General features: G+C 68.8%; 17 protein-coding genes. 8 read left to right on the top strand and 9 right to left on the bottom strand.

Annotated elements, in window-relative coordinates; genetic code table 11:
• Window positions 1–62: 62 nt before the first annotated feature.
• Both DU484_RS17810 and DU484_RS20100 read left to right on the top strand, forming a co-directional pair.
• Complete coding sequence (locus DU484_RS17810) at window positions 63–1,907, top strand: UvrD-helicase domain-containing protein (protein WP_114606597.1); 1,845 nt, start codon at window positions 63–65, stop codon at window positions 1,905–1,907.
• Window positions 1,904–2,539 (top strand): M24 family metallopeptidase, encoded by a 636-nt coding sequence (locus tag DU484_RS20100; protein WP_187347727.1) that lies wholly within the window; start codon window positions 1,904–1,906, stop codon window positions 2,537–2,539. The genes DU484_RS17810 and DU484_RS20100 overlap by 4 nt, the downstream gene beginning before the upstream one ends.
• Here DU484_RS20100 and DU484_RS17800 read toward each other — a convergent pair.
• From DU484_RS17800 to DU484_RS17795, 3 genes are all read right to left on the bottom strand, one after another.
• A complete protein-coding gene (locus DU484_RS17800) occupies window positions 2,533–2,781 on the bottom strand; it encodes a DUF7533 family protein (RefSeq protein ID WP_114584244.1) in 249 nt (82 codons plus the stop codon). The genes DU484_RS20100 and DU484_RS17800 overlap by 7 nt on opposite strands.
• A gap of 41 nt (window positions 2,782–2,822) precedes the next feature.
• A complete protein-coding gene (locus DU484_RS20095; RefSeq protein WP_187347726.1) occupies window positions 2,823–2,978 on the bottom strand; it encodes a hypothetical protein in 156 nt (51 codons plus the stop codon).
• A 68-nt stretch (window positions 2,979–3,046) separates the two neighbouring features.
• The gene (locus DU484_RS17795; protein ID WP_114584243.1) at window positions 3,047–3,688 is read right to left on the bottom strand and encodes a DUF502 domain-containing protein; all 642 of its coding nucleotides are present in this window, start codon (window positions 3,686–3,688) and stop codon (window positions 3,047–3,049) included.
• A gap of 81 nt (window positions 3,689–3,769) precedes the next feature.
• Between DU484_RS17795 and DU484_RS17790 the strand changes: the two genes are divergently transcribed.
• The gene (locus DU484_RS17790; RefSeq protein WP_114584242.1) at window positions 3,770–4,360 is read left to right on the top strand and encodes a riboflavin synthase; all 591 of its coding nucleotides are present in this window, start codon (window positions 3,770–3,772) and stop codon (window positions 4,358–4,360) included.
• Window positions 4,361–4,369: 9 nt separating this feature from the next.
• Complete coding sequence (locus DU484_RS17785; protein ID WP_114584241.1) at window positions 4,370–4,726, top strand: hypothetical protein; 357 nt, start codon at window positions 4,370–4,372, stop codon at window positions 4,724–4,726.
• A gap of 1 nt (window position 4,727) precedes the next feature.
• On the opposite strand, the gene DU484_RS17780 is transcribed toward DU484_RS17785, so the two are convergent.
• Window positions 4,728–5,741 carry a PrsW family intramembrane metalloprotease gene (locus tag DU484_RS17780; RefSeq protein ID WP_114584240.1) on the bottom strand — a complete coding sequence of 338 codons (1,014 nt, stop codon included), beginning with the start codon at window positions 5,739–5,741 and terminating at the stop codon, window positions 4,728–4,730.
• Window positions 5,742–6,005: 264 nt separating this feature from the next.
• Here DU484_RS17780 and DU484_RS17775 point away from each other — a divergent pair, with 264 nt between their 5' ends.
• Window positions 6,006–7,124 carry a geranylgeranyl reductase family protein gene (locus DU484_RS17775; protein ID WP_114584239.1) on the top strand — a complete coding sequence of 373 codons (1,119 nt, stop codon included), beginning with the start codon at window positions 6,006–6,008 and terminating at the stop codon, window positions 7,122–7,124.
• On the opposite strand, the gene ygfZ is transcribed toward DU484_RS17775, so the two are convergent.
• Window positions 7,115–8,206: a CAF17-like 4Fe-4S cluster assembly/insertion protein YgfZ gene (gene ygfZ, locus DU484_RS17770; RefSeq protein WP_114606596.1), complete on the bottom strand. Its 1,092-nt coding sequence runs from the start codon at window positions 8,204–8,206 to the stop codon at window positions 7,115–7,117. The two genes, DU484_RS17775 and ygfZ, sit on opposite strands and share 10 nt — an antisense overlap.
• An 86-nt stretch (window positions 8,207–8,292) precedes the next feature.
• On the opposite strand from ygfZ, the gene map reads away from it, so the two are divergent.
• A complete protein-coding gene (gene map, locus DU484_RS17765; RefSeq protein ID WP_114584237.1) occupies window positions 8,293–9,183 on the top strand; it encodes a type II methionyl aminopeptidase in 891 nt (296 codons plus the stop codon).
• A gap of 36 nt (window positions 9,184–9,219) precedes the next feature.
• Here map and DU484_RS17760 read toward each other — a convergent pair whose 3' ends face one another.
• The gene (locus DU484_RS17760) at window positions 9,220–9,420 is read right to left on the bottom strand and encodes a DUF7835 family putative zinc beta-ribbon protein (RefSeq protein WP_114584236.1); all 201 of its coding nucleotides are present in this window, start codon (window positions 9,418–9,420) and stop codon (window positions 9,220–9,222) included.
• Window positions 9,421–9,589: 169 nt separating this feature from the next.
• Between DU484_RS17760 and DU484_RS17755 the strand changes: the two genes are divergently transcribed.
• Both DU484_RS17755 and DU484_RS17750 read left to right on the top strand, forming a co-directional pair.
• Window positions 9,590–10,147: an HIT family protein gene (locus DU484_RS17755; RefSeq protein ID WP_114606595.1), complete on the top strand. Its 558-nt coding sequence runs from the start codon at window positions 9,590–9,592 to the stop codon at window positions 10,145–10,147.
• A gap of 84 nt (window positions 10,148–10,231) precedes the next feature.
• Complete coding sequence (locus DU484_RS17750) at window positions 10,232–11,149, top strand: cation diffusion facilitator family transporter (RefSeq protein ID WP_114606594.1); 918 nt, start codon at window positions 10,232–10,234, stop codon at window positions 11,147–11,149.
• Here DU484_RS17750 and DU484_RS17745 read toward each other — a convergent pair.
• From DU484_RS17745 to deoC, 3 genes are read right to left on the bottom strand one after another with little or no spacing between them, the layout of a single operon-like run.
• Window positions 11,146–11,427 carry a PadR family transcriptional regulator gene (locus tag DU484_RS17745; protein ID WP_114584233.1) on the bottom strand — a complete coding sequence of 94 codons (282 nt, stop codon included), beginning with the start codon at window positions 11,425–11,427 and terminating at the stop codon, window positions 11,146–11,148. The genes DU484_RS17750 and DU484_RS17745 overlap by 4 nt on opposite strands.
• A gap of 4 nt (window positions 11,428–11,431) precedes the next feature.
• Window positions 11,432–12,697 (bottom strand): tRNA (N(6)-L-threonylcarbamoyladenosine(37)-C(2))-methylthiotransferase, encoded by a 1,266-nt coding sequence (locus DU484_RS17740; RefSeq protein WP_114606593.1) that lies wholly within the window; start codon window positions 12,695–12,697, stop codon window positions 11,432–11,434.
• 60 nt (window positions 12,698–12,757) lie between these two features.
• Window positions 12,758–13,390 carry a deoxyribose-phosphate aldolase gene (deoC, locus tag DU484_RS17735; protein ID WP_114584231.1) on the bottom strand — a complete coding sequence of 211 codons (633 nt, stop codon included), beginning with the start codon at window positions 13,388–13,390 and terminating at the stop codon, window positions 12,758–12,760.
• Window positions 13,391–13,452 lie beyond the last annotated feature (62 nt).

The raw sequence follows: 13,452 nt of genomic DNA, 5'->3' as shown, positions 1-13,452 counted from the left end.
TCGACACCACGCGTCCCCCCAAGCCACGCCGTTTATACCGCCTCGGGGCATGTACGTGGACAATGAGCGACGACGTTACCGTCACCCGTCTCTTCGGTGGTCCCGGGAGCGGGAAGACGACGGCCCTCCTCGACCGCGTCGACGAGTTGCTGGAAGACGACGACGTGAGCATCCGCGACGTGCTCGTCGTCTCCTACACGCGTGCCGCGGCCGCCGAAGTTCGAGAACGCCTCGCTGAACGCCTCGACACCTCCCCACGGGCGTTGCAGGGGAACGTCTGTACGATGCACGCGAAGGCGTACGAACTGCTCGACCTCTCGCGTGGCGACGTGGTCGGCGAGTCCGACAAGGAGGAGTTCTGTGAGGAGTACGGCGTCGAGTACGAGGACGAGTACGGCGGCGCCGGTCGGCGAACGGCCAGATCGACGACGCTCGGCAACAAGATCATCGCCACCAGCCAGTGGCTCCAGCGCACCCAGCGCGACGTGGCCGACTGGTACGACGTGCCCTTCCAGTGGGACGTGGAGTCGGTCCGCCTCCCGCCCGACATCGACCCCAACGCCCAGGAGGGCAACAAGTACACGCCGACGTGGCCGACCGACGACGACCGGATCGACGTGCCCGAGGTCATCCGCGCGTGGCGGTCGTACAAGGGCGAACACGGCCTCGTCGGCTTCGCCGACATGCTCGAACGGGTGGCCCAGCGGTCGCTCGTCCCCCACGTCGACTACCTCGTCATCGACGAGTTCCAGGACATCACCACCCTCCAGTACGAGGTGTACGATGAGTGGAAACCCCACATGGAGGGGGTCCTGATCGCCGGCGACGACGACCAGGTCGTCTACGCGTGGCAGGGCGCCGATCCGAACATCCTGCTCGACGCGGAGGTCCACGAGGACGTGGTGCTTCCCAACTCCTACCGCCTGCCCTCGCGCATCCTGAACGTCGTCAACCGGGAGATTCGCCACATCGACAAGCGCCAGGAGAAAGACCTCAACCCGCGCAAGGAGGGCGGCGTCGTCGAGGGGATTCAGAGTCCGTCGATGTTCGAGGTGGTGCGGAACGTCCAACACACCGTCGACAGTACGGAGGAAACGTTGATGATCCTCTTCCGGGCGCGCTACCAGATGTTCCAGTTCATCGACGACTTCCTCCCGAAGGGGATTCCGTTCTCCGTCATGACCGACCAGCGGATGTGGACCGACCGCCTCACCGACTACGTCCGCGCCGTCGAGAAACTGGACGCCGGCGACCCCATCACGGGGCTGGAGGCGCGGCGCCTCGCCGACATGCTGCAGGATTCGGCGTTCGGGACGAACGACCGCGACGACTTCTACGACACCCTCGACGACCGGGAGGAGGAGGCGGACGTGGAGGACATCGCCCAGATCGAGGTGTCGCCCGACGTGGTGACCGACCACGTCCCCTTCATGCCCGATTCGGCCGCCGCCGGCGACATGCTCCGGAAGGTGACGAGCTTCCAGCGCAACTCCGTCGACGCCTACTTCGACGGCGACTACGGCGGCATGGACCCGAGTCGCGTCCGCGTCGGCACCATCCACTCCGCGAAGGGCCGCGAGGCCGACCACGTCTTCGTCTGTACCGACCTGACCGAGAAGGTGGTCGAGCAGATGGCCGCGAGCGTCGACGACCCGACCGACGTGCCGGGCGTCGAGGAGTTCACCGCCCACACCAGCCCGGTCCCCCTCCTCACCGACAACGAACGCCGCGTCTTCTACGTCGGCATGAGCCGTGCGCGCGAACGCCTCGTCCTTCTGGAGAACCTCATCGGCGGCGCCCCGACCCTCCCCGTCAGCGTCGTCCTGCACAACGAACTCCGCGACGAGGACGTCGAGGAGATGCTGGAGGCGGCACAGGAGACCGAGGCACCCGAACCCGAGCCGTGAGCGGCCGGGTCGAGGCGGCGCTCTCGGCGGCGGAGACGGGCTTCGTCGCCGCCGCCGCCCACCTGACGGCGACGACGGTCGTCGACGGACGACTGCACCGCGACGGCGACCCGCTCACCCCGGCGGAACTCGAACGCGTCGCGAGCGACGCCGCCGAGGCGGCGGTGACCGTCGAGACGCGGGACGGCCTTCGCCCGGACGACCCCGTCGTCGTCGCGGTCCATCCGGAGGGCGCCGCCCCCCTCGCGCGGACGTTCGTCGTCGACGGGACGGGCGGGTGGACGCGCCGTGCCGCCGTCGCCGTCGGGATGGCCCACGACGCCGTCCGCCGCGTCGCCGAACCGGACGTTCCCGCCCGCCGACTCGTCGACGAGGCGATCGCCGAACTGGGCGCGTACGGCCTCGCGGCGGGCGAGGGGGCGGTCGTCCACGGGCTCGACACGCCGATAGACGGCGGGAGCGACGCGCCGCTCGACGCGGGGACGCGCTTCGCCCTCGACCCGGCGGCACGCGACCCGGACCCCGAGATCGGTCGGGGACTCGTTCGAATCGGCGGCTGGTACACGATCACCGACTCGGGCTGTCGAGCGCTGAGCGACCTGCCCACGTCGCTGTCGCCGGCAGATTACTGATCGTCGTCGTCGTCCGGCTCTTTCACGGCCGTCCCGACGACCCGTTCGAGCACCGCCCCGGGGAGGTCGGCGGGCGTCGTGAGCCGGCGGGGGAGCACGACCATCAGGACAGCGACGATCACGAGGCCGGCGCCGAGCGCCCGGTTTCCGGAGAGAAACGTCTCGAGGCCGTAGAGGCCGACCGGGATGGCGAAGATGAGCGACGCCGCGAGGCCGACGGTCTCCAGAATGCCGAGTCGCATCGACGAACGGTAGCGGGCCGGGGTCGAAAACTCCGTCGTTCCTACCGAAGCGTGTAGGCGGCGACGCCGCTCCCACACTCCGGGCATTCGTCGGCGTCGGCGCTGAGGGAGCGCCCGTGCCGCCGGCATTCGTAGTACGTGTCGATCCGCTCCCGGCGGCCGTCACCGCCCGCGAGCAGTAGCTCGAGCAGTCCCATCCTGTACACACTGTGCATTCCTTAACGTATAAACATGAACATCACGACAAATACTGCGGCGGTCGCCGTCACTCCGCGACGCCCGGCGGCAACTCGTCCACGTCGTCGACGCTCAATCCGGTGGTGACGAGGAGGCTGAGCGCCCGGCGGACCGACATGTCGACCTCGTAGACGTCGCTGGTGGGGACGAACACCAGTTTGCCGGCCGTCGGATTCGGGCTGTGGGGGAGGAAGACGTTGTAGAGTTCCTCGTCCGTCGCCTCGCTGGCGGCCGCCGGGCCGTCGTTCGTGACGAACCCGATGGCGTAGACGCCCTTCCGCGGAAACTCGACGAGGACGACGGTTTCGTAGCCGGCGGAGCGCTGGACCAGCGACTCGCTCACCTGGCGGACACCGAAGTAAACCGTGCGGACGAGCGGGACGAGCCGAATCGCCCGCTCGACGCCGCCGAAGAGTCGCTTGCCGACGCTCCACGAGGCGAGGTAGCCGAGGAGGGTGATGCCCGCGGCGATGCAGACGGCCGCGAGCAACTGGGCGACCACCTCGACGTTCCCGGTGTAGTTCGTCAGTCGCGTCGCCTGCACGACGGGGTTCAACAGCCCGGCCGTGCGGACGAAGACGAACTGGAGGACGAACAGCGTCACCGCGAGCGGTGTCACCAGCAGGAGGCCGGTGGCGAAACTCGCCCGGAGCCGACCGCTGAAACTCATACCGGATGGGGGTCGAGCAGGGACATAAGTGTGAGCCGGCGGATCGCAACCCCTTACTCCGGCGCCGGCGAACGGGCGGGTATGTTTACGGGTATCGTCGAGGAGACGGGCGAGGTGGTCGACGTCGACGTGACCGAGGAGGGCCGCCGCCTCCGCATCCACCACGGGTTCGACGCGGTCGAGGGCGGGCAGTCGATCAGCGTCGGCGGCGTCTGTCTCACCGTCGAGGAGTACGGTGACGACTGGTTCTCGGTGTTTCTGGCCGAGGAGACGGTCGCGAAGACGTATCTCGGCGAGGTGGAGACGGGCGACCGACTCAACCTCGAACGCGCCATGCCCGCGGACGGCCGCTTCGACGGCCACGTCGTCCAGGGGCACGTCGACGGCGTCGCGGCCGTCGAGACCGTCGACCGCGTCGGCGACGACTGGTGGTTCACCTTCTCGCTTCCCGCCGAGTTGCGGCGCTACGTCGTCTCGAAAGGCTCCATCGCGCTCGACGGCATCAGCCTCACCGTCGCCGAACTCGACGACGAAGCCGGCACCGTCTCGGTCGCCGTCATCCCGACTACCTACGACCTGACGACGCTCTCGGCGAAGGCGCCGGGCGATCCGGTCCACGTCGAGGTTGACGTGGTGGCGAAGTACGTGGAGCGGCTGGTGGGCGACGAGTAGCCCGGGCGGATGCGACGGCGACAGCTCGCGCTCGCGGTTCTCGCCCTCCTCGCCGCCGTCACGTACGGTCCTTTTCTCTGGCATTACTGGCCCGGATCGGGCGTCGATCCGGGGCTGTACGGCTACGCGCCGACCGTCCTGCTGGCGACCCTGCTGGGCTGTGGCGTCGCCGCAGTCGTGGACGGGCGCGTCGAGACGCGGCGACAAGTCGTCCGGATCGCGTGGTATCCCGGCCTGGCGGTGGTCGCGAGCCTGCCGCTCTACCTCGTCCTCGTCGTTCGGGGGACGCCAGTCGGGTCGTACCCGACGTACAACCTCGTCATCGGTGGCGTGGCGGGCGTCGGACGGGAGATATGGCGATGGTGAGTCAGGATTCGAACTCGGTGATCTCGGTCTCGATGGCCGACTCCTCAATCTCCTCGTTCTCGTGGACCTCGCTGTACGTCCGGCTGTAGCGCCTGATCTTCCGGAAGAGGATGAGACCGAACACGCCGTCGTAGATCAGGACGTAGACGAGGAAGGAGGGGAGCTGTGGGAGGCCGGTGGCGAAGGCGACGAGCCCCGACCCGATGCCGACGGTGGTGTTGTAGAGGGCGTGGATGAGCGCGGCGATCAGCAGGCCCTTGACGATTATCGGGCCGCGGTTCTCGCGGTTGAACTTCGCGAGACCGAGGTAGTAGCCGGCGAAGGCGGAGTAGATGACGTGGCCCGGGCCGGCGAGGGCACGGATGGCGGTGATGTTCCCGCCGGCGCCGATGAGGCCGAGACCGATCCCGGTCGCCATCGGCGCGTCGAGGTTCTGCGTGATGTAGAGGGCGTTCTCGATGGTGGCGAACCCGAGACCGGCGACGGCGCCGTACACCGCGCCGTCGACGACGGCCTCGAAGTGGTCGGTGCCGTAGGCGTACAGGCGGACCGCCAGCAGCTTCACCGTCTCCTCGATGGGGCCGACGATCAGGAAGAAAAAGAGCGCGTTGCCGAGAAAGCCCAGCCCGGAGAAGGCGGGGCGGGTGACGGAGTTGAACACCGCCGCGAAGTTGGCGGTGAGGACACCGAGAAGGAAGGTAGCGACGAGCACGGAGAGGGGTTCGCCGCTGGTTACGTCGGTCCGGCGGACGTAGACGGCGAGCGCGAGCGCGGGGAGCGCGGAGAGCAGCGTCAACGCACCGATCTGTGGGTCCGTCAGCGCGCTCAGGCCACCGATCCCGACGAGAATGAGGAGGGCGACGCCGACGACGAACAGCCGGGTCGAGGCGACGAGCAGTCGATAGATGCCCGCGGCGACGGTGTCGAGTGGGCCGCGCCGCTCCCACGTGGCGACGTCGTAGAGATCGAGGGAGTCGTCGGCGCGTTCTTCCACCGGGTCCCGTCTGCGCGACATGCCACACGCCTCGGCGTCCAGCGGTTAAGTTCTTGGCTTCGGGGACGTCTCACTCGCTCGCTGCGCGCTTCTGTTCTCCCGTTCGCTCGCTGCGCTTCCGTTCTCCCGTTCGCTCGCTGCGCGCTTCCGTTCTCCCGTTCGCTCGCTACGCTCGCTCACGGGACTTCCGTGGACTCACTTCGTTCGTCCACGTCGTCTCACTCGCTCGCACGGCTCGCTCGTGAGACCACCGCCTATTTGTCTCGTCACACCCCAACGTGAGGCATGTACGACTTCGTCGTGGTCGGTGTCGGCCCCGCGGGCGCCCGCCTCGCCCGCCGGGCCGCCGAGGCCGGGTACGACGTGCTCGCCCTGGAGAAGGGGACGGTCGGCACGCCGCTCGCCTGCTCCGGTCACGTCAGCACCGACGTGTGGGACTACGTGCCCGACGCGAAAGCCGACCTGCTCCAGAACCGGGTGTACGGCGCGAACTTCCGGCTCGGCGGCCCGGAGTCGGACGCCTACCCCTTCTACAAGTCGACCGAGGTGTCGAACGTCATCGACCGGGTGGCGCTCGACCGGACGCTCGCCGCGGCGGCCGCGGACGCGGGCGCCGACGTTCGTGAGGGCCACACCGTCGTCGGCGTCGACGAACGCGCGGACGGCGTGACGGTGACCGCCCGCGCCGACGGCGAGACGCGAACCTTCGAGACGCACCTCGTCGCCGGCTGTGACGGCCCCGTCTCGAAGGTGCGCCGCGAAGTCGGCTTGCCGGAGCCGGTCGAAACCCTGCACGGCGTCCTCGCGTTCGACGAGACGCCCGACAGCGGCGATTTCGTCGACGTCCACCTGACGGTGCCGCGCTTTTTCGCGTGGCGCATCCCGCGGGGTGACGCGGGCGTGGAGTACGGCCTCGCGGCGCCGCCGGGCACCGACGTGACCGAGCGGTTCGAGCGCCTGACCGGCGCCTACGGCGCCGAGACGACCCACCGCTGTTCGGGCGCCATTCCCATCGGCCCGCCGGAGACGGTGACGAGCGACCGCGTCTTCCTCGTCGGCGACGCCGCCGCCCAGACCAAACCGTTCACCGGCGGCGGCATCCTCTACGGCATGACCGCCGCGGACCACGCCGTCGACGCCGTCGACCCCCGCGACCCGTCGACGCTCGCCGCCTACGAACGCGCGTGGCGCGACGACTTGCGCCGCGAGATTCGGCTCGGAGGGCTGATCCGCCGGGCGTACTCGCTGCCGGAGCCGATCCAGCGACTGGGGCTGTGGGCACTCGACGGCGAAATCGGCGTCCACATGGATCGGCCCAGTTCCTTCTTCTCGGTCGACCACCTGCGGGCGCTGGTGGGCGGCGGCACGGAGCCGTCGGGCGAGAACGAGCGCTCTCAGTCGTAGCGGGGCAGCCGACCCGAGCGACCGCTCCCCTCGACGAAGGGAAGCGACGTCACCGTGGCGTCCACCTCGTCGCCGTCGACGCGGACGGCGAGTTCCGGGTCGTCGTCGAGCTCCGCGCTCTCGACGTACGCCAGCGCGATGGGTCGGCCGAGCGACGGGCTCTCCGCGCCCCGGGTCACGTCGCCGATGTGTGAGTCGTCCGCGAAGACCGCCGCGTCCGGCTCCGGCACGGCGTCGAGTTCGAGGCCGACCAGTCGCTTGCTCGGCCTCCCCCGGTTCTCGACGCGGGAGACGACTTCCTGCCCGACGTAACACCCCTTCTCGAAGTCCAGCCCGTTGCGGACGCCGGCGACGTTCGGAATCCGGCCGACGAGTTCGGTGTCGAAGAGGGGCGTGCCCGCCTCCAGCGTGAGGGTGTCCCAGGTGCGGTAGCCGACGGGCGTCGTCGGCGTCCCGCGGGTGAGCAGGGAGTCCCACACGTCGTCGGCGTCGTCGGCGCGACAGATCACCTCGTACCCCGTCTCGCCGGTCGGATCGTCCGTCGAGACGACGGTGACGCCGGCCTCGGCGATGGAGCCCCGGACGAACGTGAGGGGGTCCTCGGGAACGCTCGCGCCGGCGAGCAGCGTCGCCACCGTCTCCGTCGAGGTGGGGCCGTGGACGCCGAAGACGGCGAACTCCGCGGAGGCGTCGCGAACCTCGACGTCCTGGATGAACACCTTCTCGGCCCAGTCCTCGGCGAGGGGCGCGGCGCGGGCGGGCGGCGTGAAACAGAGCAGGCGTTCGCCCGCGTCGTAGACGTACAGGTCGGTTTCGATGCCGCCCTGCGGGTCCAGCAGGAGCGCGTAACATCCCTCGCCGTCGGCGGCGGGGACGCGGTTGGAGACGGCGTTGTCGACGAAGTCGACGGCGTCGTCACCCTCGACGACGACGACGCCGTAGCCCATCTCGATGACGCCCACGCCGTTGCGGACGGCGAGGTGGGTGCGCTCGGGGCGCCCGTAGTGGGCGACGATCGTCCGCCCGCCCCGCGTCTCGAACTCGGCGCCGTACCCGGCGTGACGCTCGCCGTCGCGTTGCATCGGTGAGACGTAGACGGGCGGAGGGAAAAAGTGGCGCGGTCCGTAGATGCCGCAACCTCTTTCCCCGGCTCACGCCAAGGGCGCCCATGAGCGTAGGACCCCTCGACGAGGCAACCGTCGAGAAGTATCGCCAGGCTGGCGAGGCGCTGCGGACCGTCCTCGACGAGGCGGCCGAGATGATCGAACCGGGTGTGACCCACCTCGAAGTCGCGGAACACGCCGAGGCGCGGATCGACGAACTCGCCGACGGCGCCGCCTTCCCCGTCAACATCAGCGTCGACGAGGAGGCCAGTCACTCGACGCCCGCCCGCGACGACGAGACGACGTTCGGCGAGGAGATGGTCTGTCTCGACGTGGGCGTCCACGTCGACGGCTACATCGCCGACGCCGCGACGACGGTCGACCTCTCGGGCAATCCCGAGATGGTCGAGGCCGCCGAGGAGGCCCTCGACGTGGCCATCGACGCCGTCGCCCCCGGCGTCGACACCGGAACGATTGGCGCCGAAATCGAGGACGTGATCCGCGGGTACGGCTACACGCCCGTCCTCAACCTCTCCGGTCACGGCGTCGCGCAGTGGGACGCCCACACCGGGCCGTCGGTCCCCAACCGCGGCGTCGACCACGGGGCGGAGCTCCAGGTCGGCGACGTAATCGCCATCGAACCGTTCGCCACCGACGGCCGCGGCAAGGTGAGCGAGGGCAACAAAGAGGAGATTTACGGGCTGGAACGCGAGCGCTCGGTCCGCAACCGGCAGGCCCGACAGGTGCTCGAACAGGTTACCGAGGAGTACCGCACCCTGCCCTTCGCCGCGCGGTGGATCGACGTCCCGCGCGCGGAGATGGCGCTCCGACGGCTCAAACAACAGGACGTGATCCACGGCTACCCCGTACTGAAAGAGGAGGAGGGGCGGCTAGTGAGTCAGGCCGAACACACCGTCATCGTTACCGAGGACGGCTGCGAGATTACGACGGCGTAGTCATCCGTCGACGACGGGACGAGCGTGGACGTGACGCTACGCGTCGTTCATCCGCTGGATCGACTCCGCTTCACATTCGTCACAGACCGCGACCCGATACGGTTCCCGCGAGAACGCCGCGTTCGACGAGGCGGGGTTCTCCGTCCGAATCTCGACTCGGACCGCGTGTCTGGTCTCTCGTCCGCAGTCGGGACACAGTTCGAGGTTGGTGTCTGGGTTGGGTCGCTTCGCCTTCATCGGATACCCATACCCATGCCGTCTGCATAAGCCCGGCAGTCGGTTAACCCGGATTAAACCCGGTTAACTCCGGTTCGAGCGGGTTCTCACGCGTGAGAACCATCCTCCGTCAGCCGCCCGTCAGACGCGGCGGCCAACAGTATAAACCGCTGGGCACCCCGGCGGTGGTATGGACCAACTGTTCGCACCGTGGCGCATCGAGTGGGTGACCCGCGACGGCGGGAGCGTGGACGGCTGTCCGTTCTGTGTCCTCCCCGAGCGCGACGACGACCGGTCGAGTCGCGTCGTCGCCCGGAGCGAGCACGCGTTCGTCATCCTGAACAACTACCCCTACAACCCCGGCCACGCGATGGTGATTCCCTACCGACACGAGGGTGACTACCGCGCGCTCGACGACGACGCCCTCCTGGATCACGCCCGCCTCAAAGGGCGGACGTTCGACGCGATGGACGCGGCCTTCGACCCCGACGGCTACAACGCCGGCCTCAACCTCGGCGGGAGCGCGGCCGGCGGCTCCATCGACGACCACCTCCACACCCACGTCGTCCCCCGGTGGACCGGCGACACCAACTTCATGCCCGTCGTCTCGGACACGAAAGTGATCGTCGAAGCCGTCGACGAGACGTACGACCGCCTCCACGACGCCTTCGCCGCCCAACCGGGCGCGACGGTCACCGACGACGACCGGGCCGTCACGCTCGCCCTCGACGGATCGGCGAGCGAGTGAGTCGAATGAATTAGACTCAATCAAAACCTGCCTTCTATGCGGCTAATGACACCGCTTATGTGGGTTTAGCACATCCGTAATGGTATGAGCGAGGACCGAAGTTCGTTCCTCAAGGCGTCGTGGGTCAACGTCGCCTCGAACGTGATCAAAATCGTCGTCGAGGGCGTCCTCGGCGTCACCTTCGGGAGCCTCGCGCTCATGGCCGACGCCGCCCACTCGGTCGCCGACCTCCTCGCCAGCGCCGTCGTCCTCGTCTGGGGGCGGTTCGTCTACGACGACCCCGACGCCTCCCATCCGCACGGCCACGATCGGTTCGAACCCCTCTCGGCGCTCTTCGTCGGCGGCGTCCTCGTCCTCCTCGGCCTGAAACTCCTCTACGACTCCGGCCACGCCCTCCTCGACGGCCCGAGCGCCGAGTACAGTTCCATCCTCGTCGCCGGCCTCCTCGTCGCCCTCGTCGTCCGCTACGCCTGTTACTGGTACACCGTCGCCGTCAACCGCGAGGTGGGGTCGCCGAGCCTCCGCGCCCTCGCTGCCGACAGCAAGAACGACATCTACACCACCCTCGCCGTCTTCGTCGGCGTCGCCGGCATGGCCTTCGGCTACCCCATCTTCGATCCGCTGGCCGGCGGCGCCGTGAGCATCCTCGTCATCTATCAGGGGATCGATGTCTCGCGGGAGAACATCCGCTATCTCTCCGACGGCGCGCCGCCCGCCGAGGAGCGCGAACGGATCGAGGACGCGATTCGCTCGCACCCGCAGGTCCACGGCCTCCACGACTTCGTCGCCTACTACTCCGGCCACGTCATCGAGGTGGAGTTCCACGCCGAGGTGGACGGCGACCTCTCCCTGGCCGAGGCCCACGACATCGAGACCGAACTCCGGGAACTGGTCCGCGAAATCGAACCCGTCTCGGACGTACACGTCCACCTCGACCCGGCCGGGCTGGGCGAGTGGAAGGACGCCGCCGAGCGGTCGTCGGCGTCGACGGCGCCGCGTTAATCGTCCAGTCGCTCCCGGACCCACGCGTAGTGATCCCGGAGCGCCCGCTCCCCCGCCGCGGTGAGTTCGAACCGGTCGTGCAGGCCGTCGACCGTCTTCTCCAGATGCCCTGCATCCGTCAGCGCGTCCAGCGCGCCGTAGAAGGTCTTGGGGTCGACCCGGTCGTCGTACCGCGTCTCCACGGCGGCCTTGCACTCCTGTGCCGTCGGGTCGCCCTCGCTCGCGACGACGACACAGATGTCCCGTCGGAGGCCGCTCCGGAGCCACTTCCCGCTCATCGGGCTATTCCCCTCGTATCGGCTCGCCGAAGGCGTACATCGTCTCGTGGCCCGTGATTTCGACCGTCAGCGTGTCGCCCGGTTCGACCCCGCGTTCGTCCGCCCGCGTGACGATCACCTGCCGGTAGGCGCCGTCTCGACACTTCACCGACTCCCCCGTGCCCGGTCGCACCGCGAGCACCTGCCGGCGCTCGCCCACCATCGACTCGTGGACCTCGCCGACTACCTCGCGTTTCAGTTCGGACATCGCCTTCGAGCGTTCCTTCTTGATCGTCCCGCCCAGCCCCTTCATGTCGGCGGCGTCCGTCCCGGGGCGCTTCGAGAAGCGGGTGACGTTGATCTTCTCCGGGCGGACGCGTTCGAGGAGGGCCATGCTCGCCTCGTGGTCTTCGTCCGTCTCGGTGGGGAAGCCGACGATGAAGTCCGTCGAGAGCGTCCAGCGGTCGAGGTGGTCGTCGAAGGTGTCGACCACCTCCAGAAACTCCTCGACCCGGTGCTGGCGGCGCATGTCGGCGAGCACGTCGTTCGACCCCGACTGCACCGGCGCGTGCAGGAAGTTGTAGAGCTTCTCGTTTTCGGCGAAGGTTTCGGCGAGTTCCTCGCGGACGCCGTGGACGCCCTTCGGATTCGCCATGCCGACGCGCACCCGGAAGTCGCCCTCGATGGCACAGATTCGGTCGAGCAGTTCGGGCAGGAGGCTCTTTCCCTGGTTGCGATCCCACCCGTAGACGCCGGTGTCCTGGCCCGTGATCCGAATCTCCGTCGCGCCGGCGTGGACGAGCGCCCGCGCCTTCGCGACGTTCTCCTCGACCGGCGGCGAGTCGAGGCGTCCCGTCGCGCGCTTCGTGATGCAGTACGAACAGTCGCTCATGCAGCCGCGGGCGATGGGGAGGATGCCGACGACGCCGTCGAGGATCGGTTCGGCGTCGGGGGTAGTGGTCGGACACTCGCCGTTCAGCGCCGCCTCGGGCACTTCGTCCCAGTGGACCACCTCGGCGTCGATGCCCGCCTCGGCGAACGCCTCGCCCTGTGCCAGCGCCATACAGCCCGTGACCACGAGGTCACCCGTCTCTTCCTGCAGCTCTTCGGCCCGCCGGAGCATGTTGCGCTCCGTCTTCTCGACGACGGTACAGGTGTTGAGGATGGCCACGTCGGCGTCCGCGGGGCCGTCGGCGGGGTAGTGGCCCCCGTCGCGGAGCCGTTGCTCTATCGCTCGGCTCTCGCCGCGGTTGGCCGTACACCCGTACGTCTCGATGTGATACCGGGCCATTCGGTTGCTGCGAGCTTGCGCCCGCGCGGAGAAAAGCGGAACGGTCCGCCGACGCGGCAGCTACCCCTCGAATCCCTCGACGATGTCGACGCCAGCCGACGCGCCGATCCGGACGGCACCCGCATCCAGCATCGTCGTCGCCGCCTCGTAGCTCCCGATACCGCCGCTCGCCTTCACCGGCAGGTACTCCGCGAGCAGCGCCACGTCCTCGACGGTGGCCGGGCCGGCGAAGCCGGTTCCCGTCTTCAGGTAGTCCGCGTCGGCGTCGACGGCCGCCTCCGCCACCCGTCGCTTCTCCGCGTCCGTCAGCAGCGGCGCCTCGACGATGACCTTCACCGGCACCGGCACGGCGGCGACGAGTTCGGAGAGTTCGTCGATCACCGCCCCCAGCTCGCCGGCTCGGATCCGCCCCACGTTCACCACCACGTCGAGTTCGTCGGCCCCGTCCTCCCACGCCGCCACCGCCTCCTCGCGTTTCACCTCGGGGGCGTGCTGCCCGTGGGGGAAGCCGACGACGGTCATCACGGTCACGTCGGGCGCCTCGCCGACGACTTCCGACACGTAACACGGCGGGACGCAGGCGTTCATGCCGTGTTCGGCCGCCGCCGCGACGACGCGTCGGGCGTCGGCCGGCGTCGTCTCCGGTCCGAGGACGGTGTGGTCGATGCGCGCGGCGAAGTCGGCTCGGTCCATGTCACTCACTCGTACGGTTCATTGTAAGTCATTACCGGTGGTTCGCCGAGATGATCCGGCGA

It is taken from the genome of Haloplanus rubicundus, assembly GCF_003342675.1.
Taxonomy (GTDB): domain Archaea; phylum Halobacteriota; class Halobacteria; order Halobacteriales; family Haloferacaceae; genus Haloplanus; species Haloplanus rubicundus.
Note: the sequence above shows the minus strand (reverse complement) of the source record. Positions and strands in the feature narration are given on the sequence as shown.

Bases quoted from the DNA above. Each gene is read 5' to 3' on its own strand.
- DU484_RS17750 (WP_114606594.1), top strand. From the start codon at position 10,232: ATGAGCGAGGACCGAAGTTCGTTCCTCAAGGCGTCGTGGGTCAACGTC.
- map (WP_114584237.1), top strand. From the start codon at position 8,293: ATGAGCGTAGGACCCCTCGACGAGGCAACCGTCGAGAAGTATCGCCAG.
- DU484_RS17800 (WP_114584244.1), bottom strand. From the start codon at position 2,781: ATGCGACTCGGCATTCTGGAGACCGTCGGCCTCGCGGCGTCGCTCATC.
- DU484_RS17785 (WP_114584241.1), top strand. From the start codon at position 4,370: ATGCGACGGCGACAGCTCGCGCTCGCGGTTCTCGCCCTCCTCGCCGCC.
- DU484_RS17790 (WP_114584242.1), top strand. From the start codon at position 3,770: ATGTTTACGGGTATCGTCGAGGAGACGGGCGAGGTGGTCGACGTCGAC.
- DU484_RS17755 (WP_114606595.1), top strand. From the start codon at position 9,590: ATGGACCAACTGTTCGCACCGTGGCGCATCGAGTGGGTGACCCGCGAC.
- DU484_RS17795 (WP_114584243.1), bottom strand. From the start codon at position 3,688: ATGAGTTTCAGCGGTCGGCTCCGGGCGAGTTTCGCCACCGGCCTCCTG.
- DU484_RS20095 (WP_187347726.1), bottom strand. From the start codon at position 2,978: ATGGGACTGCTCGAGCTACTGCTCGCGGGCGGTGACGGCCGCCGGGAG.
- deoC (WP_114584231.1), bottom strand. From the start codon at position 13,390: ATGGACCGAGCCGACTTCGCCGCGCGCATCGACCACACCGTCCTCGGA.
- ygfZ (WP_114606596.1), bottom strand. From the start codon at position 8,206: ATGCAACGCGACGGCGAGCGTCACGCCGGGTACGGCGCCGAGTTCGAG.
- DU484_RS17745 (WP_114584233.1), bottom strand. From the start codon at position 11,427: ATGAGCGGGAAGTGGCTCCGGAGCGGCCTCCGACGGGACATCTGTGTC.
- DU484_RS17810 (WP_114606597.1), top strand. From the start codon at position 63: ATGAGCGACGACGTTACCGTCACCCGTCTCTTCGGTGGTCCCGGGAGC.
- DU484_RS17760 (WP_114584236.1), bottom strand. From the start codon at position 9,420: ATGAAGGCGAAGCGACCCAACCCAGACACCAACCTCGAACTGTGTCCC.
- DU484_RS17740 (WP_114606593.1), bottom strand. From the start codon at position 12,697: ATGGCCCGGTATCACATCGAGACGTACGGGTGTACGGCCAACCGCGGC.
- DU484_RS17780 (WP_114584240.1), bottom strand. From the start codon at position 5,741: ATGTCGCGCAGACGGGACCCGGTGGAAGAACGCGCCGACGACTCCCTC.
- DU484_RS17775 (WP_114584239.1), top strand. From the start codon at position 6,006: ATGTACGACTTCGTCGTGGTCGGTGTCGGCCCCGCGGGCGCCCGCCTC.